The 25,497-nt window shown below is 67.6% G+C and carries 25 protein-coding genes and 1 riboswitch; of the genes, 6 read left to right on the forward strand and 19 right to left on the reverse strand.

Features of this window, described 5'->3' with window-relative positions; genetic code table 11:
• Window positions 1–28: 28 nt before the first annotated feature.
• Complete coding sequence (locus IG196_RS27180; protein ID WP_192193792.1) at window positions 29–1,780, forward strand: bifunctional protein-serine/threonine kinase/phosphatase; 1,752 nt, start codon at window positions 29–31, stop codon at window positions 1,778–1,780.
• A gap of 13 nt (window positions 1,781–1,793) precedes the next feature.
• On the opposite strand, the gene IG196_RS27185 is transcribed toward IG196_RS27180, so the two are convergent.
• From IG196_RS27185 to IG196_RS27220, 8 genes are all read right to left on the reverse strand, one after another.
• Window positions 1,794–2,714 carry a hydroxymethylglutaryl-CoA lyase gene (locus tag IG196_RS27185; RefSeq protein ID WP_192193793.1) on the reverse strand — a complete coding sequence of 307 codons (921 nt, stop codon included), beginning with the start codon at window positions 2,712–2,714 and terminating at the stop codon, window positions 1,794–1,796.
• Between the two features lie 163 nt (window positions 2,715–2,877).
• Entirely contained in the window at window positions 2,878–3,174 is a 297-nt protein-coding gene (locus IG196_RS27190; RefSeq protein ID WP_192193794.1) for an acylphosphatase, read from the reverse strand.
• A 9-nt stretch (window positions 3,175–3,183) separates the two neighbouring features.
• Window positions 3,184–4,353, reverse strand: coding sequence for an acyl-CoA dehydrogenase family protein (locus IG196_RS27195; protein WP_192193795.1), 1,170 nt, complete (start codon window positions 4,351–4,353; stop codon window positions 3,184–3,186).
• Window positions 4,350–5,576: a CaiB/BaiF CoA transferase family protein gene (locus IG196_RS27200; RefSeq protein WP_192193796.1), complete on the reverse strand. Its 1,227-nt coding sequence runs from the start codon at window positions 5,574–5,576 to the stop codon at window positions 4,350–4,352. The genes IG196_RS27195 and IG196_RS27200 overlap by 4 nt, the downstream gene beginning before the upstream one ends.
• 133 nt (window positions 5,577–5,709) lie before the next feature.
• A complete protein-coding gene (locus IG196_RS27205) occupies window positions 5,710–6,723 on the reverse strand; it encodes a Bug family tripartite tricarboxylate transporter substrate binding protein (RefSeq protein WP_192193797.1) in 1,014 nt (337 codons plus the stop codon).
• Between the two features lie 24 nt (window positions 6,724–6,747).
• Window positions 6,748–7,146, reverse strand: coding sequence for a cupin domain-containing protein (locus IG196_RS27210; protein ID WP_192193798.1), 399 nt, complete (start codon window positions 7,144–7,146; stop codon window positions 6,748–6,750).
• Window positions 7,143–7,892, reverse strand: a complete 750-nt coding sequence (locus tag IG196_RS27215; protein WP_192193799.1) for an IclR family transcriptional regulator — start codon at window positions 7,890–7,892, stop codon at window positions 7,143–7,145. The genes IG196_RS27210 and IG196_RS27215 overlap by 4 nt, the downstream gene beginning before the upstream one ends.
• 90 nt (window positions 7,893–7,982) lie before the next feature.
• Window positions 7,983–8,903: a 2-hydroxyacid dehydrogenase gene (locus tag IG196_RS27220; protein WP_192193800.1), complete on the reverse strand. Its 921-nt coding sequence runs from the start codon at window positions 8,901–8,903 to the stop codon at window positions 7,983–7,985.
• Window positions 8,904–8,990: 87 nt separating this feature from the next.
• On the opposite strand from IG196_RS27220, the gene IG196_RS27225 reads away from it, so the two are divergent.
• Window positions 8,991–9,305 (forward strand): EthD family reductase, encoded by a 315-nt coding sequence (locus IG196_RS27225; RefSeq protein ID WP_192193801.1) that lies wholly within the window; start codon window positions 8,991–8,993, stop codon window positions 9,303–9,305.
• Window positions 9,306–9,330: 25 nt separating this feature from the next.
• On the opposite strand, the gene IG196_RS27230 is transcribed toward IG196_RS27225, so the two are convergent.
• The 7 genes from IG196_RS27230 to IG196_RS27260 form a co-directional block, all read right to left on the reverse strand.
• A complete protein-coding gene (locus IG196_RS27230; RefSeq protein WP_192193802.1) occupies window positions 9,331–10,299 on the reverse strand; it encodes a DUF4349 domain-containing protein in 969 nt (322 codons plus the stop codon).
• Window positions 10,300–10,358: 59 nt separating this feature from the next.
• Complete coding sequence (locus IG196_RS27235; protein WP_192193803.1) at window positions 10,359–12,362, reverse strand: acetyl/propionyl/methylcrotonyl-CoA carboxylase subunit alpha; 2,004 nt, start codon at window positions 12,360–12,362, stop codon at window positions 10,359–10,361.
• Window positions 12,355–13,026 carry a DUF4126 domain-containing protein gene (locus IG196_RS27240; RefSeq protein WP_192193804.1) on the reverse strand — a complete coding sequence of 224 codons (672 nt, stop codon included), beginning with the start codon at window positions 13,024–13,026 and terminating at the stop codon, window positions 12,355–12,357. Before IG196_RS27240 ends, IG196_RS27235 begins: the two co-directional genes overlap by 8 nt.
• 19 nt (window positions 13,027–13,045) lie before the next feature.
• Complete coding sequence (locus IG196_RS27245) at window positions 13,046–13,840, reverse strand: enoyl-CoA hydratase/isomerase family protein (protein ID WP_192193805.1); 795 nt, start codon at window positions 13,838–13,840, stop codon at window positions 13,046–13,048.
• Between the two features lie 13 nt (window positions 13,841–13,853).
• Entirely contained in the window at window positions 13,854–15,476 is a 1,623-nt protein-coding gene (locus IG196_RS27250; RefSeq protein WP_099793203.1) for a carboxyl transferase domain-containing protein, read from the reverse strand.
• The gene (locus IG196_RS27255; protein ID WP_192193806.1) at window positions 15,473–17,155 is read right to left on the reverse strand and encodes an AMP-binding protein; all 1,683 of its coding nucleotides are present in this window, start codon (window positions 17,153–17,155) and stop codon (window positions 15,473–15,475) included. The genes IG196_RS27250 and IG196_RS27255 overlap by 4 nt, the downstream gene beginning before the upstream one ends.
• A gap of 144 nt (window positions 17,156–17,299) precedes the next feature.
• Window positions 17,300–18,472: an isovaleryl-CoA dehydrogenase gene (locus IG196_RS27260; RefSeq protein ID WP_192193807.1), complete on the reverse strand. Its 1,173-nt coding sequence runs from the start codon at window positions 18,470–18,472 to the stop codon at window positions 17,300–17,302.
• Window positions 18,473–18,612: 140 nt separating this feature from the next.
• Here IG196_RS27260 and IG196_RS27265 point away from each other — a divergent pair, with 140 nt between their 5' ends.
• Window positions 18,613–19,641: an AraC family transcriptional regulator gene (locus IG196_RS27265; RefSeq protein WP_192193808.1), complete on the forward strand. Its 1,029-nt coding sequence runs from the start codon at window positions 18,613–18,615 to the stop codon at window positions 19,639–19,641.
• 37 nt (window positions 19,642–19,678) lie between these two features.
• On the opposite strand, the gene IG196_RS27270 is transcribed toward IG196_RS27265, so the two are convergent.
• The 4 genes from IG196_RS27270 to IG196_RS27285 form a co-directional block, all read right to left on the reverse strand.
• On the reverse strand, window positions 19,679–20,005 hold the full coding sequence (locus tag IG196_RS27270) for a thioredoxin family protein (protein ID WP_192193809.1): 327 nt from the start codon (window positions 20,003–20,005) through the stop codon (window positions 19,679–19,681).
• A 98-nt stretch (window positions 20,006–20,103) separates the two neighbouring features.
• Window positions 20,104–20,796: an HAD family hydrolase gene (locus IG196_RS27275; protein ID WP_192193810.1), complete on the reverse strand. Its 693-nt coding sequence runs from the start codon at window positions 20,794–20,796 to the stop codon at window positions 20,104–20,106.
• A 92-nt stretch (window positions 20,797–20,888) separates the two neighbouring features.
• Window positions 20,889–22,772: a phosphomethylpyrimidine synthase ThiC gene (gene thiC, locus IG196_RS27280; RefSeq protein WP_192193811.1), complete on the reverse strand. Its 1,884-nt coding sequence runs from the start codon at window positions 22,770–22,772 to the stop codon at window positions 20,889–20,891.
• Window positions 22,773–22,865: 93 nt separating this feature from the next.
• Window positions 22,866–22,971, reverse strand: a riboswitch (TPP riboswitch).
• A gap of 35 nt (window positions 22,972–23,006) precedes the next feature.
• Window positions 23,007–23,441 carry a YchJ family protein gene (locus IG196_RS27285; protein WP_192193812.1) on the reverse strand — a complete coding sequence of 145 codons (435 nt, stop codon included), beginning with the start codon at window positions 23,439–23,441 and terminating at the stop codon, window positions 23,007–23,009.
• A 155-nt stretch (window positions 23,442–23,596) separates the two neighbouring features.
• Here IG196_RS27285 and IG196_RS27290 point away from each other — a divergent pair, with 155 nt between their 5' ends.
• The 3 genes from IG196_RS27290 (at window position 23,597) to IG196_RS27300 (ending at window position 25,465) form a co-directional block, all read left to right on the forward strand.
• Window positions 23,597–24,073 (forward strand): hypothetical protein, encoded by a 477-nt coding sequence (locus tag IG196_RS27290; RefSeq protein ID WP_192193813.1) that lies wholly within the window; start codon window positions 23,597–23,599, stop codon window positions 24,071–24,073.
• 252 nt (window positions 24,074–24,325) lie between these two features.
• Complete coding sequence (locus tag IG196_RS27295; RefSeq protein WP_192193814.1) at window positions 24,326–24,715, forward strand: hypothetical protein; 390 nt, start codon at window positions 24,326–24,328, stop codon at window positions 24,713–24,715.
• Between the two features lie 102 nt (window positions 24,716–24,817).
• Entirely contained in the window at window positions 24,818–25,465 is a 648-nt protein-coding gene (locus tag IG196_RS27300; RefSeq protein ID WP_192193815.1) for a hypothetical protein, read from the forward strand.
• Window positions 25,466–25,497: the final 32 nt, after the last annotated feature.

Genomic DNA, 25,497 nt, shown 5'->3' on the forward strand with positions numbered 1-25,497 from the left:
CCGCAGCAGCAGCAACATCATCGTTCGCATGCCCGCGCCGCCGCGCAAGCAGCTGCGCGTGACGCTCGGCCAGCACTCGCTGGCGGGGAGCCACGCGCCGGTCAACCAGGACTTCCACGGCGCCATGCTGCCCGAGGGCACGCTGCGCGCGTCCAAGGGCATCGCCGTGGCGCTGGCCGACGGCATCGGCTCCAGCCGCGTGAGCCAGGTGGCGAGCGCGGCGGCCGTGCGCGGCTTTCTCGACGACTACTACGCGACCTCCGACACGTGGTCGGTGCAGCGCGCCGCACAGCGCGTGCTCGGCGCCACCAACGCCTGGCTGCATGCGCAGACCCAGCGCAGCGACGCGCGCTTCGACAAGGACAGCGGCTACGTCTGCACCTTCAGCGCGCTGATCCTCAAGGGCCGCGACGCGCACCTGCTGCATGTGGGCGATGCGCGCATCCACCGGCTGCACGCCGGCGCGCTCGAACAGCTCACCGAGGACCACCGCGTGCGCGTGTCGTCGGTCGAGTCGTACCTCGGGCGCGCGCTGGGCGCGGGCGCGCATGTCGAGATCGACCATCGATGCTGGGAAGCGGAGGTGGGCGAGGTCTACCTGCTGGCCACCGACGGCGCCTACACGCACCTGGACGCCGCCGCCGTGCACGAGGCGCTGGCGCTGCACGCGGACGACTTCGACGACGCAGCGCGCTGGCTCACGGAGGCTGCGCGCACCCGGGGCAGCACCGATGACATCACGGTGCAGCTGCTGCGCATCGACGAGCTGCCCGACGCCGCCGCGCCGCCCGCGCAATTGCAGCGCGAAGGCCTGGCGATGCCGCCGGCGCTCGCGCCGCGCGCCCGCTTCGAGGGCTTCAGCCTCGTGCGCGAAATCCACATGAGTTCGCGCAGCCACGTCTACCTGGCCACCGACGACGCCACCGGCCAGCCCACCGTGCTGAAGCTGCCCTCGGTCGACCTGCGCGACGACCCCGACTACCTCGACCGCTTCGTGCTCGAGGAGTGGGTGGCGCGGCGCATCGACAGCCCGCACGTGCTCAAGGCCAGCGCCGTCGAGCGCCCGCGCGCGCACCTGTACGTGGCCATGGAGTACGTCGACGGCCACACGCTTGCGCAGTGGATGGTCGACCACCCCCGGCCCGACCTGGACAGCGTGCGCGGCATCGTCGCGCAGCTCGCGCGCGGGCTGCAGGCGCTGCACGGCAAGGAGATGCTGCACCAGGACCTGCGGCCCGAGAACGTGATGATCGACCGCACCGGCACCGTGAAGATCATCGACCTGGCCTCGACCCACGTAGCGGGCCTGGCCGACGGCAGCGGCGAAGCCCGCGCGCTCGCCATCGAAGGCACGCTGCAGTACACCGCGCCCGAATACTTCACCGGCCACGGCGGCAGCGCGCGCTCCGACCTGTTCTCGCTGGCCGCGATCGTCTACCAGATGCTGTGCGGCCAGCTGCCCTACGGCCTGCAGGTGTCACGCATCCGCACGCCGGCCGATGTGGGGCGCCTGCGCTACGTGCCGGTGCGCCACCTGCGGCCCGAGCTGCCCGCGTGGGTCGATGCCGTATTGCAGAAGGCGCTGCATCCGCAGGCCGCGAAGCGGCAGCAGGCGGTGTCGGAGTTCGTGCACGACCTGCGCACGCCGGGCCCGGAATTCCTCAGCGCGCGCATGCCACCGCTGATCGAGCGCCGCCCCGTGCTCTTCTGGCAGTGCACCACCGTGCTGCTGGCCGCGGCGGTGGTCGTGCTGCTGGGGCTGCGCGCCTTCGGACGCTGAGACGAAAGAGGGCTCAGCCCGCGCGCTTGGTGCGGATGGCCTTCGAGGCGCGCGAGTTCGGTTCGCGGCCCAGTGCTTCGCTGATGTACACGCCCGCGTCGATCAGCTTGTCCAGGTCGATGCCGGTCGCGATGCCCATGCCGTGCAGCATGTAGACCACGTCTTCCGTCGCGACGTTGCCCGTCGCGCCCTTGGCATAGGGACAGCCACCCAGGCCGGCCGACGACGACTGGAAGTTCCACACGCCCAGTTCGAGCGCCGCCAGCGTGTTGACCAGCGCCTGCCCATAGGTGTCGTGGAAGTGGCCGGAGATGGCGTCGACATCGAAGTGCGCCAGCGTGGCCTCCATGGCCGCCTGCACCTTGCGCGGCGTGCCCACGCCGATGGTGTCGGCCACGTCCACGCGCTGCACGCCGATGCCCTTCATCAGTTGCGCGAGGTAGCCGACCTTGGACGGATCGATCTCGCCTTCGTAGGGGCAGCCCACCGTGCACGACATCGCGCCGCGCACGGCGATGCCCTTCGCGCGTGCCGCCTCGACCACGGGCGCGAAGCGCTCGATGCTCTCGGCGATCGAGCAGTTGATGTTCTTCTGGCTGAAGGCCTCGCTCGCGGCGCCGAACACCACGATCTCGTCGGGCCATTCTTCGCGCGGCGCGGCAATGGCGGCCTCGAAGCCCTTCAAGTTGGGCGTGAGCACCGAGTAGAGAACGCCCGGCTTGCGCGTGATGCCGTGCATCACCTCGGCGTTGTCGGCCATCTGCGGCACCCACTTGGGCGAGACGAAGCTGGTGACCTCGATCTCCTTCAGGCCGGCGTCCTGCAGGCGGTGCACGAGGCCGATCTTGACCTCGGCGGACACGGGTTGCTTTTCGTTCTGGAGGCCGTCGCGCGGACCGACGTCGACGAGCTTGACCTGGGCGGGGAGTTTCATGGGATGTCTCTTGTGTCGCTGTCGCGGGAGGATGCTGAAAAACCGGCTTCGATTGTCTGACACATGGGCTTGCGCTGCTTGGTACACAAGTCGCAGAAGGTAGCAATGCGCGCCTGTGGGGTTGCAAATGGTGCCAACCGGTGGCTCCGCAGGAAAACCGCCGCTAGACGGTTTCGCGCTGCCCGAAACCGTCGGGCAGATCGTCCGTAGCGTCGGCCTCGTTCACATCGACCGCATCCACGCGCGCACCGGCAGGCCCCTGGCGCGCCCAGTGCACCAGCGCTTCGACCGCATCGGCTTCGCCGGCCACCAGCGCTTCCACGTTGCCGTCGCGCCGGTTGCGCACCCAGCCGCGCACGCCGAGCCGCTGCGCGGCCTGCACCATCGACCAGCGATAGCCCACGCCCTGCACGAGGCCGTGGACGACGAGGTGGCGGGTGACGGTGGCGTGTGGGTTCATGAGCAGTGGTCAGTACGACTTCGGCAGCCCCAGTGCCTTCTCGGCGATGAAGTTCAGGATCATCTGCGGGCTCACAGGTGCAATGCGCGGAATGTAGCTCTCGCGCAGCAAACGCTCAACGTGGTATTCCTTCGCGTACCCCATGCCACCGAGCGTGAGCACGGCGTTCTGGCAGGCGTCGTGCGCCGCTTCGGCCGCGAGGTACTTGGCGGCGTTGGCCTCGATGCCGCAGGGCTCGCCCGTGTCGTACAGCGTGGCGGCCTTGAAGACCATCAGGTCGGCCGCTTCCAGGTTGGCCCAGGCACGCGCGAGCGGATGCGCCACGCCCTGGTTCTGGCCGATGGGCCGGCCGAAAACGACGCGCTCCTGTGCGTACTGCGCCGCGATGCGCAGCGCGGCGCGGCCGATGCCGATGGCTTCGGCCGCGATCAGGATGCGCTCGGGGTTCAGGCCGTGCAGGATGTACTCGAAGCCGCGGCCTTCCTCGCCGATGCGGTCTTCTTCGGGCACCTCGAGGCCGTCGATGAAGAGCATGTTGGAGTCGACCGCCGCGCGCCCCAGCTTGTGGATCTCGCGCACCTCGACCTTGCTGCGGTCCAGCGCCGTGTAGAACAGCGTGAGGCCCTGCGTGGGCTTCTTCACCTGATCGAGCGGCGTGGTGCGCGTGAGGATCAGCATGCGATCGGCCACCTGCGCGGTCGAAATCCAGATCTTGCGTCCGTGCAGCAGGTAACTGCCGTTCGGCTGGCGCACCGCCTGCGTCTTGAGGCTGGTGGTGTCGAGCCCCGCATCGGGCTCGGTCACGGCGAAGCAGGCTTTCTCGGTGCCCGCGATGAGCGGAGGCAAAAAGCGCTGGCGCTGCGCCTCGGTGCCGAACACCACCACCGGGTTGAGGCCGAAGATGTTCATGTGCACCGACGACGCGCCCGACATGCCCGCGCCCGAGGCGCTGACGGCACGCATCATCAGCGCCGCCTCGGTGATGCCGAGCCCCGCACCGCCCTGCGCCTCGGGCATGGCGATGCCGAGCCAGCCGCTGTCGGCGACGGCGCGGTGGAACTCGTGCGGGAACACGGCGCGGTCGTCGTGGTCACGCCAGTAGTCGATGGGGAAGTCTTCGCACAGGCGCTCGATGGCCGCGACGAGCGAGCGCTGGTCTTCGTTCAGGGAGAAATTCATTCGCTGTTGTCTTTCATGGGGCCCGGCTGCAGCGTGACGCCGCGCGCGAGCATCCGGTCGATGGCTTCGTCCGCGTAGCCCGCTTCGCGCAGCAGCTCGACGCTCTGCTCACCGATGCGCGGCGCAGGCCGGCGGATGGCCGCAGGCGTGGCGCTGTAGCGGCCGACGGGCGCGAGCGTGCGGATGCGGCCTTCGGTCGGGTGGTCGAACTCGGGGAAGAAATCGACGGCGCGCAGGTGCGGGTCGTCGAGCAGGCTCTCGGTCGTGTGCAGGCGTGCGACGGGAATGTCGGCCGCCTCCAGCAGCGCCATCCATTCGTCGCTGCCGCGCTTGGCCATCACCTCGGCGACGAACGCATAGACCGCGCCGATGTTCGCGGCGCGCGCCGTGTGCGTGCCGAACATCGGCGAGGCGCGCAGCTCGGGCCGGCCGATCACGTCGAAGAAGGCCTGCCAGTGCTTGTCGTTGTAGATGAGCACGCCGAGATAACCGTCGGCCGTGGCGTAGGGCTTGCGGTGCTCCGCGAGCAGGCGCGCGTAGCCGGTGGGCCCGAGCGGCGGCTCGAAGCTGTGGCCGCCGAGGTGGTCGCCCATGACGAACTGCGAGAGCGCCTCGAACATCGGCACCTCCACCGACTGGCCCTGGCCGGTGCGCTGCGCGCTGAGCACGGCGGCGAGCAGCGCGATGGCGGCCTGCAGGCCCACGGCGCGGTCGGCCAGCGTGACGGGCGCGTAGCGCGGCGCACCGCCGCTTTGCTGCGCAAAGAGCGAAGCAACGCCGGCCGCGCCCTGGATCAGGTCGTCGTACGCGGGCTTGCCGGCATACGGGCCTTCTTCGCCGTAGCCGAAGGCGCCGAGGTAGACGATCTTCGGATTGACCGCGGCGACGGCGTCGTAGCCGAGCCCCAGCCGCGCCATCGCCTGCGGGCGCGTGTTGTAGATGAGCGCATCGCAACCCGCCGCGAGCCGGAGGCACGCCTCGCGGCCTTCGGGCTGCTTGAGGTCGAGCACGATGGAGCGCTTGTTGCGGTTCAGGTGCATCGCCATCGCGCCCATGCCCGCATGGCGCATCGGGCCGACGGCGCGCAGGTTGTCGCCGGAGGGCGGCTCGACCTTGATGATGTCGGCGCCGAGGTCGCCGAGGGTCTGCGTGGCGTACGGGCCCATCACCACGGCCGTGAGGTCGAGGATGCGGATGCCCTGAAGAGGTCCGAAGGTGTTCATGTCTTTGCTCCTTCCCCTTCCGGGGGAAGGCTGGGATGGGGGCGGGCAGAGCGCCCGCAATGAGCGCCGCTTGCCCCCACCCCGGCCCTCCCCCGGGAGGGGAGGGAGAAATTCAAGTTCGACGATGCGAAGCTCATTCCGGTTGAATGCCCGCAGCCTGAATCAGCTTCTTCCACTTCGCCAGCTCGGACACAGTGAACGCCCCGAGTTCTTCCGGCGTGCTGCCGAACGCATCGAAGCCCAGCCTGCTCACGCGCTCGCGAAACACCGCACCGTTCGCCATCTCCGACAGCGCCTTGTTGAGCTTCAGCACGACGTCGCGCGGCGTGCCGGCCGGGGCGAACACGCCGTTCCACGAGGTGATGTCGAAGCCCTTGAGCTCGGGTGTGTCGGCCAGCGGCGGCAGTTCGGGAAAGAGCTTGGTGCGCTCCTGCGTGGTGACCGCAATCGCACGCATCTTGCCGGCCTTGACCGTGGCAAGCCCCGCGGCGAGGTCGACCACCATCATCGACACCTGTCCGCCGATGAGGTCGGCGATGGCCGGCGGCGTGCTCTTGTAGGGTACGTGCAGCATCGGGATGCCGCTCATGCGCGACAGCGTGGCGCCGCTCACGATGCCGGTGCTGTTGCCACTGGCGTAGGTCAGCTTGCCGGGATGCGCACGACCCCAGGCCAGCAGCTCGGCCACGCTCTTCACGGGCAGGTCATTGTTCACCACCAGCATGAACGGCAGGTTGCCCATGCGGCTCACGGGCGCGAAGTCTTTCACCGGGTCGTAGGGCAGCGACTTCATCAGGCTCGGGTTGGCCGAGTGCGTGGTGTTGGTCGTCATGAAGAGCGTGTAGCCGTCGGGCGGTGCCTTGGCCACCAGCTCGGCCGCGATCACGCCGCTGGCGCCGGCGCGGTTGTCGACGATCACCGAGCCTTTGAGCGCCTCGCCCAGCATCTGCGCGGTGATGCGCGCCACCGCGTCGGTGCCGCTGCCGGCGGCGAAAGGAACGATCAGCTTGATCGGCTGCTTCGGGTAACCGCCGTCCTGCGCAAAGGCCCAGGGCGCGGTGCCCGCGAGGCCCGCGGCGGCACCGAGGGCAATGAAGCGGCGGCGGCTTTCCACCGCGACTGTTTCTGTCGCGTTCTTCGTCTGCATGGTTGTGTCTCCGGGGGTTGTCGTTCAGGGCCGGATCACGCGCTCCGGCGATTCCTCGTACGGCGGGCTGTAGATCACCAGCACGCGCACCGGCTCGTCGCTCACCACCGTGAAGGTGTGCATCGCGTCGGCCGGAAAAAAACAGCTGTCGCCAGGATGCAGCTCCTGCCGCTGGCCGCCCACCTCGGCGACCGCGCGGCCTTCGAGCATGTAGCAGACCTGTTCGATGCCCGGGTGCGCATGCGGCAGCGCGCCCTTGCCCTTCTGGATGTGGCCCACCAGCACCTCGAGCTGCTTAGCACCCACGGTCTCGGGGCCGATGAGGCGCTTGTTCAGCGTGCCGGTGTGGTTGGCCGGGTGGTAGCCCGTGATCTCGTCCTCGCGGACGAAGTAGCGCGCAGCAGCGGTGGCGGTTGCAGTCATCGGGGGTTCTCCGTCTTGGGTTCGATGGCGAGGCAGGCCGCGCGCAGCATCGCGGCGATGTCGTCGATGCGCGATTCCATGCGGTAGCGCGGGCCGGCCACCGAGATCGCGTAGGCCTCGCCGCCGATGCGCAGCGGCCAGGCCAGGCCTATCAGGTCGGGAATGCTTTCGCCGAGGTTGCCGTACCAGCCGCGCGCGGCGCCGCGCTGCAGCTCGGCCTCGATGGCGTCGGCGGTGGTGAGCGTGGCGTCGGTCAGGGGCGTGAGCGTCATGCCGTCGAGCCGCTTGCGACGCGCTTCGGGCGTGAGCGTGGACAGCAGCGCGCGGCCCATCGAATTGGCATACGCGGGCCGCGTTTCGCCCGACTCGGCCGTGTAGCGGATGCGCTGCGGCGCGCTCAGCACGTCGAGATAGACGACGTTTTCCGCATCGCGGAACTTGCCGAACACCACGGTCTCGCCCGCGGCGTCGCGCAGTTCTTCGAGCGTGGCCTTCACCCGGTCGAGCACCGGGTCGTGCGCGGCGATGACCTGTGCCATCGCCAGCAGCCGGCCCGTCGGGTAGTAGCCCTGGCGGCGGCCGGTCTCGTACATGTAGCCCTGCTCTTCGAGCGTGCGGATCAGGCCCAGGCAGCTGGACACCGGCATCTCGAGCAGCCGCGCCATCTCGGACAGGGCCAGCGGCTGCTTCTCCCGGGCAAAGAGCTCGACGATCTCGATCACGCGAAACGCAGTTTTCACAACCATGAAGAAATTTTCTCGTATGTGAAAAACAAATGCGTCGGGGTTTTCCCCCGCCGGCCGCGTTTCAGCCGGTTCGTCGTCGGCGCAGGGGCGTCAGTAGCCCCGGACGGGATCGACGATGCCGGCGATCGGCAGGCCCTGCTCCATCGCGCGGATCTTTCCGGCGATCTGGGCAATGGACTCCTCGCGCAGCGTGCGCGCCGAGCCGTGCGGCGTCACGGTGATCTTCGGGTGGCGCCAGAAGGCGTGGTCGGCCGGCAGCGGCTCGACCTGGAACACGTCGAGCGTCGCGCCCGCGAGCTGGCCGGCGTCGAGCATCGGGATCAGGTCGTCTTCGACCAGGTGGCCGCCGCGCGCGATGCTGATGAGGTAGCCCTCGGGCTTGAGCTTGCCCAGCGTCGTGCGGTTGAGGATGCCGCGCGTGGACTCGGTCAGCGGCAGCAGGTTGACCAGCACGCGCGTGGAGGCCAGGAACTCGTCGAACTGCTCGTCGCCGCTGAACACCTGCACGCCGTCGAGCGCCTTGGGCGAACGGCTCCAGCCGAGCACCGGAAATTCAAACTGCGCCACGGCCTTGGCCACGCGCTCGCCGAGCACGCCCAGGCCCATGATGCCAACCGGAAAATCGCGCCGCAGCTTCGGCTTGCGGTAGCTCCACTTGCCTTCGCGCGCATCGGCCTCGTACACGTCGAACTCGCGAAAGTGGCGAATGAGCGTGTGGCACACGTACTCGGCCATCTGCACCGACATGCCCGCGTCGTCGAGCCGCACGATGCGCGTGTGCGCCGGCACCTTGAGCTTGAGCAGCGCATCGACGCCCGCGCCGATGTTGAACAGGCCGCGCAGGTCGGGCTGCTCGTCGAGAAACTGCTGGGGCGGTGCCCACACCACGCCGTGGTCGGCCTGCGGCGCGCCGGGCGCCCAGGCTTCGATGGTGGCTTCGGGGAGTTCGGCCTTGAGGCCATCGATCCAGGGATCGGGACGGTTGTCGGTGAGGTAGACGGAGATTCGCATGGCCGCCATCTTAGAAGGCACCGGCTTGTTGCGTCGGGCCCCATCTCCTATGCTCGACCGCATTCAGCCACCCAGGAGACACCTCAAATGATCAAAGTCAGCGTGATGTACCCCCACACCCCCGGCGCGCGGTTCGACCACGACTACTACCGCGACCAGCACATGCCGATGCTCAAGGCCCGCATGGGCGACGCCTGCCTCTCGTACACCATCGACAAGGGCCTGGGCGGCGGCGCACCGGGCACGCCGCCCACGTATGTCGGCATGTCCCACGTGTTCGCCGAATCGGTCGAGTCCTTCCAGAAGGCCTTCGGCCCGCACATGAAGGAGATCCAGGGCGACATCAAGAACTACACCGACATCGTGCCGGTGATGCAGATCAGTGAAGTGGTGGTGGGCTGACGCCCCACTTCGCTTCTGAGCGGACTCAGGCCTTGCCGGTCCGGCGGCGACGCCACAGCACCCGCACCAGCCATCCCACGGGCAGCACCACCAGCAGCAGCCACGGCAGCGCCGCGGCCACGAAGGTGATGAGCGCGCCCACGCTTTCGGCCAGCACGTCGCCTGCGTTGCGCAGCGCGTGCGCCATCGGGCTGTAGCTGTCGCCGCCCTGCACCAGCGCGCGCTTGGGCGTGAACTGGATCTGGATGTGCTGCTTGCTGGTCTGCTGCGCGAGCACCTTGCGCTGGGTGGCGATGGCGTCGAGCTCGGCTTGCGTGTCCGACAGCGTGCGCTGGATCGCCAGCAGGTCGGCCATGGTGCGCTTGGTGACGGTGTCGCGCAGCATCACGCGCAGGCTGTCGCGAAACTCGGTGCGGTTCTTGATGCGGGCCTCGACGTCGATCACCTCGGAGGTCTTGTCCTCGCTGGTGGTGGTGTGCGAGACCACATTCGCCACACCGGCCAGGCCGCCGAGCAGCTTGTCGACGTCGGCAGGTTCCACGCGCATTTCAAGCAGCGCGTTGCCCGGCTGCTGCGGCGTCTCGCGCAGCAGCGACGACGACAGCAGTTCGCACTTCAGCGTGCCGCACAGGTCGCGCACCTTGCCCCAGGCATCGGCGAGCTGTTCGGCCGGCACCTCGACGTTCAGGTCCTGCCGCACGGCCAGGAAGCGCTGCAGCGCGGTCTCGCCGCTGCCCTGCCGCGCCTCATCGGACTGCGACGCGGCGATCTCGGCCTGCGGCGCGCGCGCCCTCTGTTCTTTCATGGCCATGCCGCCGCCATAGCCCATCGGCGGTGCCGGCATGGGCGCGGAGGCCGGCGCGGCCGACTCGGCACTGCGCTGGCGGTCGCAGCCGGCCAGCGACAGGGCGGCCGCCAGGGCCAGCAGGACAGCGCCCGCGCGATGGCGCACGGCGGCGCGAGGTGTCGACACGGAAAGGGTGCGGCGGATCATCAGGACTCCTTGAAAAGAATGACTACCACCGCTGATACGGGCGAGCGCCCGGATCGGGGTTAAGCGGCTGCCGCAGCCATTCGCAACAATTCGTCGCCTTCCGCCACCTGCTCGCCCGGCGAGAACATCAGTTCTTCCACCGTGCCGTCGGCCGGCGCGGCGATGGTGTGTTCCATCTTCATGGCTTCCATCACGGCCAGCGGCTGGCCTCGGCTGACCTTGTCGCCGGCCTTGACCGCGAAGGACACGACCTTGCCGGGCATCGGCGCCGTGAGGCGGCCACCTTCGGCGTGGGTGTCGCCCGCGTGGGCGAGGCGGTCGATGGCCGTGAGGCGCGTGGCGCCCTTCGACGCGAACACGTGGGCGGTGGCGCCGTCCAGGTGCACGTCGAGGGTCTGGCGCGTGCCCGCGAATTCGAGCTCGAACTCGCCCGTGGGAAAGCGGCCGACCGTCAGCGGGCCATTCACGCCGCCCACTTCCAGGTTCAGGCCGCCGTCGCGGCGGTAGGTCAGCAGCGCGCTGTGCTCGGCGCCGCGGAACTCGAAGTCGAAGCGGCGCTTGTACTCGCCGTGCGCACGCCAGCCGTCGCGGCGCTCGAAGGGGTCGGGCACGCCGACCGGTGCTTCGGTGACCAACGTGCGCGTGATGGCGGCGGCCGCGGCCAGCGGCAGGCCCAGCGGCTCGCGGTCGAACAGCACGGCGCGTTCGCGCTCGATGAGCGCGGTGTCGAGGTTGGCCTTCGAGAACGACTCGGTCGCCAGGATGCCGCGCAGGAACTGCACGTTGGTCGACACGCCCACGATCTGCACCTGGGCCAGCGCGGCGTCGAGCCGGGCCAGCGCTTCGGCGCGCGTGCTGCCGTGCACGATGAGCTTGGCGATCATCGAGTCGTAGAAGGGCGAGATCTCGCCACCCTCGCGCACACCGTCGTCGATGCGCACGCGGCTGCGCTGGAACGCCGTGGCTTGCGGCTTGCGGTACACGCGCAGCGTGCCGGTGGCAGGCAGGAAGTTGTTGTCGGGGTTCTCGGCGCAGATGCGCGCCTCGATGGCGTGGCCGTGAATCTGCAGTTCCGATTGCTTGGCAGGCAACGGCTCGCCCGAGGCCACGCGCAGCTGCCATTCGACGAGGTCGAGGCCGGTGATCGCTTCCGTCACCGGATGCTCCACCTGCAGGCGCGTGTTCATCTCCATGAAGAAGAAGTTCATCTCGCCGCCTTCGCGCTGCTCGACGATGAACTCGACGGTGCCCGCACCCACGTAGTTCACGGCGCGTGCCGCGGCCACGGCCGCATCGCCCATTTCCTTGCGCATCGCCTCGGTCATGCCGGGCGCGGGCGCCTCTTCGAGCACCTTCTGGTGGCGGCGCTGCACCGAGCAGTCGCGCTCGAACAGGTAGACGTAGTTGCCTTGCGTGTCGCCGAACACCTGGATCTCGATGTGGCGCGGGCGCTGCACGTACTTCTCGATCAGCACCGCGTCGTCGCCGAAGCTGTTGATGGCTTCGCGCTTGCACGAGGCCAGCGCGGCCTCGAAGTCGGCGGCCTTGTCGACCGCACGCATGCCCTTGCCACCGCCGCCGGCGCTGGCCTTGATGAGCACCGGGTAGCCGATGCGGTCGGCTTCGCGCTGCAGCAGCGCCGGGTCCTGGTCGCTGCCGTGGTAGCCGGGCACCAGCGGCACGCCGGCCTTTTCCATCAGTTGCTTCGACTCGGCCTTCAGGCCCATGGCCTTGATCGCCGAGGGCGGCGGGCCGATGAAGGCCAGGCCGGCGTCGGCGCAGGCCTGTGCGAACTCTTCGTTCTCGCTCAGGAAGCCGTAGCCCGGGTGCACGGCTTCGGCGCCCGTGGCCTTGGCGGCTTCGAGGATCTTTTCCCAGCGCAGGTAGCTGTCCTTCGGGGCGCTGCCGCCGAGGTACACCGACTCGTCGCAGGCGCGCACGTGGTTGGCATGCGCGTCGGCATCGGAGTACACGGCGACCGTGCGGATGGCCATGCGGCGCGCAGTGGCCGCGACGCGGCAGGCAATCTCGCCACGATTGGCAATCAGGATCTTCTTAAACATTCGGAGTGTCTCCCGGAGGATTCTTTTTCAGTTGAAAAGCGGACGTGACGCCCGGATCGGGCCGGCCGCTGAAGATGCGTGCCACGCGGCTGAACAGCGCGCGCAGAAAGCGCCAGCTCTTGCGGATCAGCCACACGCTGAGCACGAGCACGAAGACGAACAGCACCAGAAAGACCAACGGATGCGCCACCGCGAGCCACAGCCCGGCCGGCACCATCGAGTCTTCGACCAGCGACGCACCGACGTTCGAGAACGGTTCGGGCGAGGTGTTGATGGCCGCGCGCGTGGTGGCCTTGGCCGCATGCGCCGTGGCCGCGAAGCCGCCGCCCAGCAGCGCCGCCACGACGGCCATGGCGCCATGGTCAGCACCGAACACACTGGCCGCGAGCGCCGCACCGGCGGGGATGCGGATCGCCGTGTGCACCACGTCCCACAGCGAGTCGAGGCCGGGGATCTTGTCGGCGAAGAACTCGACCAACACCATGAAGCCGCTGACCGCGAGCACGATTGGATGCGCGAGCATCTGCAGCCCCGAGGGCAGCGGCACCCAGCCGAAGTAGCCGACCAGGCCGGTCAGCAGCACGACGAGGTACAAACGCACGCCGCTGGCCCAGCCGATGGCGGCGGCCAGTGCGAGCAGTTGCGGCATGTCGAGTGCGTTCATGGCGGTCCTTGCTTGGCTGTCAGCCGGCGAGCCAGGACGGCTTGCGCTTCTGCAGGAAAGCCTGCACGCCCTCGCGGCCTTCGTCGCTCGAACGGATGTCGGCGATGCCTTCGACGGTCTTGGCGATGAGCGCGCCGTCGATCTCGCGGCCGGCCACGTCGGCGATCAGCTGCTTGCAGGCACGCACGGCGGCGGGGCTGGCGCCGGTGAGCGCCTTCAGCAGCTCGTCGACCTTGGCGTCGAGCGCGTCGGCGGCCACCACTTCATGCACGAAGCCGATGCGGTGCGCCTCGGCGGCGGTGAAGCGTTCGGCCGTGAGGAAGTAGCGCTGCGACGCGCGCGGGCCCATGGCGCGCAGCACGTACGGGCTGATGGTCGCGGGCACGAGGCCGATCTTCACTTCGCTGAGGCAGTACCACGCGGTGTCGACGCTCACGGCCATGTCGCACGCGGCCACGAGCCCCATGCCGCCCGCATACACATCGCCCTGCACGCGCGCGATGGTGGGCTTGGGGCACTCGGCGATGGTGCGCAGCATGTCGGCCAGCTTGCCCGCGTCGGCGAGGTTCTCGTCGCGGGTGTAGTCGGCCATGCGGCGCATCCAGTTGAGGTTGGCGCCCGCGCAGAAGGCCGGGCCGTTCGCGCCGAGCACGACGGCCTTGACCTGCGGCGCGCCGCCGGCTTCAAGGAACGCCTGCGTCAGCTCGGCGATCACGACGTCGTCGAAGGCGTTGCGCGCGTCGGGCTGGTCGAGCCAGATGCGTGCCACCGCGCCGTCGATGGCGAGGTTCAGCTTGGTGAAGGTGCTGCTCATGCGGTGGCCCTCGTCACATGCGGAAGATGCCGAACTTCGGCTCTGGAATGGGCGCGTTGCGCGATGCGGCCAGGCCCAGTGCCAGCACGCGGCGCGTGTCGGCCGGATCGATGATGCCGTCGTCCCACAGGCGCGCGGTGGCGTAGTAGGGGTGGCCCTGGTCTTCATACTGCTGGCGGATCGGCGCCTTGAAGGCTTCTTCTTCGTCGGCGCTCCAGCTGCCGCCCTTCAGTTCGATGCCGTCGCGCTTCACGGTGGCCAGCACGCTCGCGGCCTGCTCGCCGCCCATCACGCTGATGCGCGCGTTGGGCCACATCCAGAGGAAGCGCGGGCTGTACGCGCGGCCGCACATGCCGTAGTTGCCGGCGCCGAAGCTGCCGCCGATGATGATCGTGAACTTGGGCACGTTGGCCGTGGCCACGGCCGTCACCATCTTGGCGCCGTGGCGCGCGATGCCTTCGTTCTCGTACTTGCGGCCCACCATGAAGCCGGTGATGTTCTGCAAGAACACCAGCGGGATCTTGCGCTGGCAGCACAGCTCGATGAAGTGCGCGCCCTTCTGCGCCGACTCGCTGAACAAAATGCCGTTGTTCGCGATGATGCCGACCGGCATGCCCTCGATCTCGGCAAAGCCGCAGACCAGCGTGGCGCCGAAGCGGGCCTTGAACTCGTGGAACTCGCTGCCGTCGACGATGCGCGCAATGATCTCGCGCACGTCGAAGGGCTTGCGCGTGTCGGTGGGAATCACGCCGTACAGCTCTTCGCGCGGGAACTCGGGCGCACGCACCGCGGCACCGTCCGGCTTCTCTGCCGACTTCGCATTCAGGTTGGCGACCGCCGAGCGCGCGAGCGCCAGCGCGTGCAGGTCGTTCTGCGCCAGGTGATCGACCACGCCCGACAGGCGCGTGTGCACGTCGCCGCCGCCCAGGTCTTCGGCCGACACGACCTCGCCGGTGGCGGCCTTCACGAGCGGCGGGCCGCCCAGGAAGATGGTGCCCTGGTTCTTCACGATGATCGATTCGTCGCTCATCGCCGGCACGTACGCGCCGCCGGCCGTGCACGAGCCCATGACCACCGCGATCTGCGGAATGCCCTGGGCGCTCATGTTGGCCTGGTTGTAGAAGATGCGGCCGAAGTGATCGCGGTCCGGAAACACCTCGTCCTGGTTCGGCAGGTTGGCACCGCCCGAGTCGACCAGGTAGATGCAGGGCAGGCGGTTCTGCTCGGCGATCTCCTGCGCGCGCAGGTGCTTCTTGACGGTCAGCGGGTAGTAGGTGCCGCCCTTCACGGTGGCGTCGTTGCACACGATCATGCAGTCGACCCCGTTCACGCGGCCGATGCCGGTGATGATGCCGGCGCCCGGTGCCGACTCGGCGCCCTTGCCGTCGAGGTACATCGCATGCGCGGCCAGCGGCGCGATTTCGAGGAAGGGCGTGCCCGGGTCGAGCAGCTCGGCCACGCGATCGCGCGGCAGCAGCTTGCCGCGCGCCGTGTGCTTGGCGCGCGCGGCTTCGCCGCCGCCCTGCTCCACTTTCGCGAACTGCTTTTGCAGGTCGTCGACCAGCGCACGCATCGCGGCCGCATTGGCCTGGAAGTCGGCCGAACGCGCATTCAGTTTGGTTTCGAGTTTGCTCATGCTGTCTTTTCTTGCGTGAGACCGAGCTGTTCGGTCATGGCATCGCGGATCTTGAATTTCTGGATCTTGCCGGTCACCGTCATCGGGAACTCGGAGACGAACTGGATGTACTTCGGCACCTTGTAGTGCGCGATCTGCCCTTTGCAGAAATCGCGGATCTCGGTGTCCGTGGCCGTCTGGCCGGGCTTGACGATGATCCAGGCGCACAGCTCTTCGCCGTACTTCTTGTCGGGCAGGCCGACCACCTGCACGTCCTGCACCTTCGGATGGCGGTACAAGAACTCTTCGATCTCGCGCGGGTAGATGTTTTCGCCGCCGCGGATCACCAGGTCCTTGATGCGGCCGACGATGTTCACGTAGCCCTCGGCGTCCATCGTGGCGAGGTCGCCGGTGTGCATCCAGTGCTCGGCATCGATGGCTTCGCGCGTTCGGGGTTCGTCTTCCCAGTAGCCGTGCATCACCGAGTAGCCGCGCGTGCACAGCTCGCCCGACTTGCCGATGGGCATGACCGCACCGGTCTCGGGGTCGATGATCTTCACTTCGAGGTGCGGTTGCACCGTGCCCACGGTCGACACGCGCTTGTCCAGCGGCGTGTCGGTGCTGCTCTGGCAGCTCACGGGGCTGGTCTCGGTCATGCCGTAGGCGATGGTGATCTCGTTCAGATGCATCTGGTCGACCACGCGCTTCATCACCTCGGTCGGGCACGGCGAGCCGGCCATGATGCCGGTGCGCAAGGTCGACAAGTCGAACTCCTTGAAGCGCGGATGGTCCAGCTCGGCGATGAACATCGTGGGCACGCCGTGCAGGCCCGTGCACTTCTCGGCCTGTACCGTTTCGAGCACCGTGAGCGGATCGAAGCCGTCGTTCGGGTACACGATGGCCGAGCCGTGCGTGAGGCAGGCCAGGTTGCCCAGCACCATGCCGAAGCAGTGGTACAGCGGCACCGGAATGCACAGGCGGTCGTCCGGCGTGAGCTTCATGCACTCGCCGATGAAGAAGCCGTTGTTCAGGATGTTGCGGTGCGTGAGCGTCGCGCCCTTGGGGAAGCCCGTGGTGCCGCTGGTGAACTGGATGTTGATCGGGTCGGTGGCCTTCAACGTCTTCTGCGTGGCGGCCACGCGCGCATCGGCCGCATCGCCGCTGGCCAGCAGCTCGCTGAAGCGGCGCATGCCGGGCTGTTCGTCGCCCTGGCCAGGCTTGGCGTCGATCCAGAAGGTGTGCAGCAGCTGCGGCAGCTTCGCCGGGCCCAGCTCGCGCAGCATGCCCAGGTAGTCGCTGGTCTTGAACTGCGCCATCGTCACCAGCGCCTTGCAGCCGACCTTGTTGAGCGCGTACTCGAGCTCCGAGGTGCGGTAGGCGGGGTTGATGTTCACGAGGATCAGGCCGACCTTGGCGGTCGCGATCTGCATCAGCACCCAGGGCACGTTGTTGTGCGACCAGATGCCCACGCGGTCGCCGGGCACGAGCCCCAGGTTCAGCAGCGCGCTCGCGAGGCGGTTCGATGCGGTCTGCAGCTCACGGTAGGTGAAGCGCCGGCCTTCGTGGCGGCTGACGAGGGCTTCGCGCTCGGGCTGCTTGTCGACCATGTCGTCGAAGAAGTCGCCGATGGGGTGTTCGATGAGGGGGACGTTGGTGGCGCCCTTGCCGTAGCTCTCGGTCAACGCAGCAGTCATGCTCATGTTCCTTGTCTCCTTGACTTGCTCCTTCCCCTTCCGGGGGAAGGTTGGGATGGGGGCAAGCGGCGATTGTTCGGCGCTGTGCTTCATCGAACGCCGCTTGCCCCCACCCCTGCCCTCCCCCGGAAGGGGAGGGAGAAAAACAGCTTAGGCCGTTTCAGCGAACAGCTCGCGGCCAATCAGCATGCGGCGCACTTCGCTCGTGCCCGCGCCGATCTCGTACAGCTTGGCGTCGCGCCACAGCCGCTCGACCGGGAAGTCCTTGGTGTAGCCCACGCCGCCCAGCGTCTGGACCGCCTCGCCGGCCATCCAGGTTGCCTTCTCGGCCGAGTACAGGATGGCGCCGGCCGCGTCCTTGCGGAAGGTGCGCGCGTGGTCGTTGCGGTCGCAGGCCTTGCCCACGGCGTACACGTAGGCGCGGGTGGCCTGCCAGGTCGAGTACATGTCGGCGATCTTGCCCTGCATCAGCTGGAACTCGCCGATGCTCTGGCCGAACTGCTGGCGCTCGTGGATGTACGGAATCACGGCGTCCATGCAGGCGGCCATGATGCCCAGCGGGCCGCCCGAGAGCACGGCGCGCTCGTAGTCGAGGCCGCTCATCAGCACCTTGGCGCCCATGCCTTCGCCGCCGAGCACGTTCTCTTCGGGCACTTCGCAGTTGTCGAAGAACAGCGGGTAGGTGTTGGAGCCGCGCATGCCGAGCTTGTCGAGCTTGGTGCCCGCCGAGAAGCCCTTGAAGTTCTTTTCGACGATGAAGGCGGTCATGCCGCGCGCGCCCATTTCGGGTTCGGTCTTGGCGTAGATGACCAGCGTGTCGGCGTCGCCGCCGTTGGTGATCCACATCTTGCCGCCGTTGAGCACGTAGTAGCCGTCTTTCTTGTCGGCCTTGAGCTTCATGCTCACCACGTCGGAGCCGGCGTTGGGCTCGCTCATGGCCAGCGCGCCCACGTGCTCGCCGCTCACCAGCTTGGGCAGGTACTTCTTCTTCTGCGCGTCGCTGCCGTTGCGGTGGATCTGGTTCACGCACAGGTTGGAGTGCGCACCGTACGACAGGCCCACCGAGGCCGAGGCGCGCGAGACTTCTTCCATGGCCACGATGTGGGCCAGGTAACCCAGCTCGGTGCCGCCGAATTCTTCCTTCACCGTCATGCCGTGCAGGCCCAGCTCGCCGAGCTTTTGCCACAGGTCGTGCGGGAACAGGTTGTCGCGGTCGATCTCGGCGGCGCGGGGCGCGATTTCGTTGGCGGCGAAGTCCTGGATCGCGCTGCGCAGCGCGTCGATGTCCTCGCCCAGGTCGAAGTTGAGGCCGAAATCGTGCATGAGTCTTGTCTCCTCTGAGGGGGTCGGCGCGCAGGGCTGCCCGCGCGGAATGGCGCTTGAAAGGTCGCAGCTTACGCCTCGTCGCGCCGCAATTGGCGCCACAATGGTTGCAAATTGCGCCACGACCGATGCACTCAACCTTGTCGTCTCCCGCCTTCCTGCAACCCGCCCGCGCCGTCACGCCGATGGCCTTCGTGCGAGCCATCGTGCAAGGGTATGCCCGCTACGGCAAGGACCCGGCGCAGGCCCTGCAGGCGGCACAGATCGCGCCGCGCGAACTGAGCCGCCCCGGCGCGCGGGTAACGGCCGCGCAGTTCGAGGCGCTGTCGGGCCACGCGATGCAGGAGCTGGACGACGAGGCCCTGGGCTGGTTCTCGCGACGCCTGCCCTGGGGCAGCTACGGCATGCTGTGCCGCGCCTCGCTCACCTCGCCCGACCTGGGCGTGGCCATCAAGCGCTGGTGCCGTCACCACCGCCTGCTGACCGAAGACATCACGCTCGCGCTCGAAGTGACCGGCGGCGTGGCCACGCTGCGCATCACCGAGAACCGCCCGCTCGACCCCGCGTTCCGCGAGTTCTGCCTCGTGACGAGCCTGCGCTTCATGCACGGCTACGTGTGCTGGGCCATCGACTCACGCATCTCGCTGCGCCAGGCCACCTTTCCGTTCGCGGCACCGCCGCACCACGACGCCTACCCGCTGATGTTCACGCCCGACGTGCACTTCGACGCGCCGCAGGCCAGCATCAGCTTCGACGAGCGCTACCTCGCGCTGCCGCTGCTGCGCGACGAGCGCGCGCTGCGCACCATGCTCAAGCGCGCCCTGCCGCTCACGGTGCTGCAGTACCGCCGCGACCGCCTGCTGGGCCAGCGCGTGCGCGAGCTGCTGCGCGCGCGCGCCGGCGAGGCCACCACGGCGGAGGCACTGGCTGGGCTGCTGAACGTGTCGGGGCGCACGCTGCATCGGCAGCTGCATGAAGAGGGCACCTCGCTGCAGGTGCTGAAGAACGAGGTGCGGCACGAACTCGCGGTGGAGCAACTGCGCCGGACCACGCGGCCGATCAAGCAGGTGGCGCTGGCGGTGGGCTTTCGCAACGAGAAGAGTTTTTCGCGTGCGTTCCTGCAGTGGACGGGGCACGCGCCTCGGGATTTTCGGCAGCTGGGGTTGTAGCGACCCCGTTCAGGGCGCGTGCCCCGCCACCCGTAACTCAGGCCGGCGAATCGATCAACGCCAGCGCATCGACGATCGACTGGCTGTCTTCCGGCCGCACGATTTTCGCGACCTGTTGCCCGTCGCGCATGAACACCAGCGTGGGCCACAGCCGCACATTGAACGAGCGGCCCAGCGGGCGGCCGCTGCCGTCTTCCACCTTGATGCGGCGCACGTTCGGGTACTTGGCAAAGGCCTCGGCAATGTTCGGCTGCGCGGCCTTGCAGATGCCGCACCAGTTGGTGCCGAACTCCACCACGGCCGGGCCCTGGAGCGCGTCGATCTCGCTGCGGTCGGGTTGCTCGGTCTGGTATTCGGAGGTCATGGGCGAAGTCCTTGCGAAACGTGAGAAAGCGTGAAGAGGAACGCGTGTGCGCGGCGGGCGCGCGACACGCTGACGACGGGCGTCATTGCACCAGAAACTCAGGCCGCCTGCAGGCCGTAGCTGGCCAGCAATGCAGGCAGCTCGGTCATGTCGCTGAACACGGCCACGGCACCTGCGGCGCGCAACGCGCCGGGGCCGCTGTGGCCCGATTCGCCGGTGCTGTAGCCGAACACCGTGGCACCCGCGGCCACGCCGGCCGTGGCGCCGGTGACCGTGTCTTCGACCACCGCGCAGCGCTTCGGATCGACACCGAGCGCTTCCGCTGCGGCCAGGTACACGTCGGGATACGGCTTGGAACGCGGCATTTCGTGGCCGCTGAAGATGCGGCCCTCGAAGCAGTCGAGCAGGCCGACCTTGGCCAGCTGCAGCTCGACCTTGTGGCGATCGGCGCCCGAGGCGCAGGCGATGCGGCCCTTGAGCCGCGTGTGAATCTCGCGGATGGCGGCGGGCGCATGGGGAATGGCGACGAGGTCGCGGTCGAGCGCCTCGTTGCGGCGGGCGCGGAAGCCGCGCAGCCAGTCGTCGGTGATCCGCACGCCGGTCTTCGCCTCGATGAGCGCCGTCTCGTCCTTCACGGCCTTGCCGGTGAAGATGTTCATCGATTCCTCGGCCGTGAGCTGCCAGCCGAGCTCGCCGAGCATGTCGGCGAGCACGCGGTTGGTGATGGGCTCGGAATCGACGAGCACGCCGTCGCAATCGAAGAGAACGGCGGAAAAAGGGAAAGGGGTCATTGCGAGGCAGGAGTTCAGGGGTCTGGCCCCATGGTAGCAACGCCCCCTTTCCGCACGGGGAGACTCAGGCTATCGGGCCCTCTCAGGCCATCTCAAGCGACGGGGCGGATCGGGATGTAGAACTCGCCGCCGCCGGCCATGAATTCTTTCGACTTCTCTTCCATGCCCTCGGCCATGGCCTCGCGCTCTGCCACGCCCTTCTTGGCCGCGTACTCGCGCACTTCCTGCGTGATCTTCATCGAGCAGAACTTGGGGCCGCACATCGAGCAGAAGTGCGCCACCTTGCTCGAGTCTTTGGGCAGCGTCTCGTCGTGGAATTCGCGCGCCGTGTCGGGGTCCAGGCCCAGGTTGAACTGGTCTTGCCAGCGGAACTCGAAGCGTGCCTTGCTCAGCGCGTCGTCGCGCGAGCGCGCACCCGGGTGGCCCTTGGCCACGTCGGCCGCGTGCGCGGCGATCTTGTAGGCAATGATCCCCTGCTTCACGTCGTCGCGGTCGGGCAGGCCCAGGTGCTCCTTGGGCGTCACGTAGCAGAGCATCGCCGTGCCGGCCCAGCCGATCATCGCGGCGCCGATGGCGCTGGAGATGTGGTCGTAGCCCGGCGCGATGTCGATGGTCAGCGGACCGAGCGTGTAGAACGGCGCCTCGTGGCAGTGCTTGATCTGCTCGTCCATGTTGGCCTGGATCATGTGCATCGGCACGTGGCCCGGGCCTTCGATCATGGTCTGCACGTCGTGCTTCCAGGCGATCTGCGTGAGCTCGCCCAGCGTGCGCAGCTCTGCAAACTGCGCCTCGTCGTTCGCATCAGCACCGCTGCCGGGGCGCAGGCCGTCGCCGAGCGAGAAGCTCACGTCGTAGGCCTTCATGATGTCGCAGATGTCCTCGAAGTGCGTGTAGAGAAAGCTCTCCTTGTGGTGTGCGATGCACCACTTGGCCATGATCGAGCCGCCGCGCGACACGATGCCCGTCATGCGGTCGGCCGTGAGGTGAATGAACGGCAGGCGCAGGCCCGCGTGGATGGTGAAGTAGTCGACGCCCTGCTCCGCCTGCTCGATGAGCGTGTCGCGGTAGATTTCCCAGGTGAGGTCTTCGGCCACGCCGCCCACCTTTTCGAGCGCCTGGTAGATCGGCACCGTGCCGATGGGCACCGGCGAGTTGCGCACGATCCAGTCGCGCGTCGTGTGAATGTTCTTGCCGGTCGACAGGTCCATCACGTTGTCGGCGCCCCAGCGAATGGCCCACACCAGCTTTTCGACCTCTTCCTCGATGCTCGAGGTGACGGCCGAGTTGCCGATGTTGGCGTTGATCTTCACCTTGAAGTTGCGCCCGATCGCCATCGGCTCGACCTCGGGGTGGTTGATGTTCGCGGGAATGATCGCGCGGCCACGGGCCACTTCGTCGCGCACGAACTCGGGCGTGATGATGCGCGGAATGCTCGCGCCCATCGGGTTGCCCGCCACGCGCTTGGCGCGCTCCTCGTTGGCCAGGTACTCGGCCATCCACTCGCGCTTGCCGTTCTCGCGCAGGGCCACGTATTCCATTTCGGGCGTGACGATGCCGCGGCGCGCGTAATGCATTTGGGTGACGTTGGCGCCCGACTTGGCGCGGCGCGGCGTGCGCTGCAGTGCCGAGGCACCGGCGCGCAGCTCGGCCAGGCGCTGCGCGTCGCGGTCTTCGTTCTTGGCGCCGTCGTCCAGCGCGTGGTGCGTGCGGCCTTCATAACTTTCGGTGTCGCCGCGCTCGATGACCCAGGCGCTGCGCACGTCGGGCAGGCCGCGGCGCACATCGATCTCGACCTTCGGGTCGGTGTAGGGGCCCGAGGTGTCGTACAGGGAAACGGTTTCGCCGTTGGTCAGCGCCACGTCGCGCACGGGCACGAACAGGTCGGGCCGGCTGCCCGGAATGACGCACTTGTGCGACGCGGGAAAGGGTTCGCGCGTCAGCGACAGCAGCGAGGTGAATTTATCGGGGGCATTCATCGGGAGGCACTCCTTGTTGAGGGAAAGGGTGCTCCGCAATCGCTCAGTGGACCTCGGGAGGCCCGCCACCAGAAAAGGGAGTGACGGACCGAAGTCAGGGAGTGCAGCTCTTCTTACGCCGGTATGACCCGGATCAAGTTCGCGGGTCGGCAGCTTTGCCATCTCAGCACACCACGTGTGTGCACCCCGGAGCGGGGCCGATTGTGCGGGCCGAAGCCCGGTGCCGTCAACCCGTCAGGCCGGCGGCGGCTGGTGCAGATCGCCGTCGACGTAATACCAGCGCTCGTCTTCGCGCACGAAGCGGCTGCGCTCGTGCAGGCGGAACGCCACGCCCGTCGCGCTGCGCTGGCGGGCGACGAACTCGACCTCGGCATGGTCGGCGTCGAGCACCGAGCGCGAGCGGATGTCCAGCCCCAGCCATTTGACGCCCGGCTCGAACTCGACCGAAGCCGGCCGCTTCGACGCATGCCAGGTGGCGAGCAGGTAGTCGGCGCGGGCCAGCACGAAGGCCGAGTAACGCGAACGCATCAGCGATTCGGCGTCGGGCGCGGGCGTGTTCTCGAAATCGTCGAGGTAGCGCCCACAGCACAGGGCGTAGCCGATGGGCTTGTCGCGACGGTCGGTGCGGCCGCAGGGGCAGGGGCCGGGAGTGGGGTCGGTGGCGCTCATGAAGGGCTCTATTGGAACACTTGGCGCGGCGGGGGCTGAAGGTGGGGTGTGGGGTGGCTTTGAGGCATGTCCGCCTGGCGTGGATCTGCCGGGGCTGGCTGCAGATTCGTGCGCTGGTGCTTGGCGCGGGCCGGGGTTAAAGGCGCCGGGGCCTCTTGCGCCAATGGCTCGTGCAGCTACAGTCGTCCGGCGTTTCGTTTCCACAAGCCGAACACCAAAGCATGCTTTTGCGATTCCTCAAGCTGTTCTTCATGCTCGCCGCGACCCTGTCCTTGGGAGCCTTCACCTTTCTGCACGGATTCAATGCATGGCGTGCCGGACAAATCGTTGTCACGCGAAGGGGACGCGAACCCTTTGTCGCAAGCGCCGATGGGGCATTTCCCATCACGTTCAGTATGGGAGTTTGGGGATTGATGATCATCGGGGGCGCTGTTGCTCTTTGCGGCATTGCAGGCATCGTCAGGTTCCTCATCAAAACGACGGAACAGCGACGCGCGATGCTGACCAGTCTGGATGGCGTATCGCGTCGCGGCCACAGTGACACGGACATTCCGTGGTCGATTGGGCTGGCCATCGTCGGCGCGGTTGTGGCGCTTTTTCTCTACTTGGGATTTAGAGTCCACGCGCAATAGCTCTTTCTGCCCGCAGCCAGCCAGGAGTAGCCTTTCATCATGAGCACGCGATCACGCATTGGAAGCACGTTGCTGCTGACGGCTGCATTCATCTCCGCTGGCCTTTGGCTGGGCCGTGAGCTGTCGATCGATAGCTGCTTGGATCGCGGAGGCAGTTGGAATCATGAGCACTCGGCGTGCTTCATGTCGAAGCCGTGAGACTGGGAGCAGCCAACTGCAGACTTTCAACTGGACCCTCTTCCATCTAACTCGATGCGTATTTATTTCAGTGGCGATTCGGACCCAATGGTGACGGGCACTGCGTCCGAGCACAGGGCGACGGCTGCCAAAGTTCAAGAGTTCCTTGCTGGCAGTGGCGAGAGTCTTGTCTTGCCGGCGGATATTCACGGCAGCCCAACGCCCTACACATCCCTCTTGAAGGGCATCAGGATATCGAGGTCAGGCGGTGCGGTCTCAATGCAGTTGAGCCACGAAGGAGAGATATGTGTCGCCGGCTCTGCACAAAACCTTTCCCGTTGGGCCGAGCGCTTTGTGTTTCCGTTCGAGGGCGAGGCCGGACATCACCACATCGACAGTCGATTCGACTGGGTCGCGTCGGACAGCGCGGGCCTCATCATCGAGATCGACGACCACGAGGCTTGAGCGCCAAGATCCGGCCTTCGCTGTTGCGGGCAGACCCAGACGCTGGCTGTGCTCCGGACTTCGCGCGACGCAATCAGTCATGACAGACCAGGGAGATGAAGCATGCCGAAAAAGTTCTTCAACTTGCGCTTTGACAGCGCGCCTTCGCAAGACTCTGTGGGTGGGGCGTATCTGGCGCCGGAGGGTCAAGGCCTGCCGTGCTGCACCCAATGCGACCAGCAGATGATTCCCTTCCTGCAGTTCACGCTCCCCGTTGCGGCCCAACTCCCCTTTGCCGAAGGCAGCAGGCTGTCGGTGCTCATGTGCCCCGAGCACAACGAGATTCCAAGCTTCGAATCGTTCGATGCGCGCCCGCTCCCGCCAGCCTATTGGGAACAAGGTGAAGGCCACTGGTACGCGTCGCTGGAAAAGTCGCAGGCGATGCATCGCGTGACGGGCACGCCCACCCTCCAGCCGGCGGAGCTCGTGCTTGCCGATGCGCCCGCCGACGAGGACTACCGGATCGCGGTCGGCGGTGCGCCCGACTGGGTGCAGGACGACGAGAGCTTCACCTGCGCTTGCGGCTCGGCGATGGCATTCGTGTGCCAGGTCAGCGACGGCTTCGAGTTTCCCAAGCTGCCCGACGCACCGGAGCAGCCGGACAGTTCCTCGGCAAAGAGCTACGTGCTTTTTCTGGGCAATGAGGTCTATGTATTTGCGTGCGCGCAGCAGTGCGATCCGCGGGCGGTGTGGATCACGGTTCAGAACTAGCAAGACCGCAGTCGGTCGCAAGCGGTTGTCGA

Source organism: Variovorax sp. 38R (assembly GCF_014843395.1).
Classification (GTDB): domain Bacteria; phylum Pseudomonadota; class Gammaproteobacteria; order Burkholderiales; family Burkholderiaceae_C; genus Variovorax; species Variovorax paradoxus_H.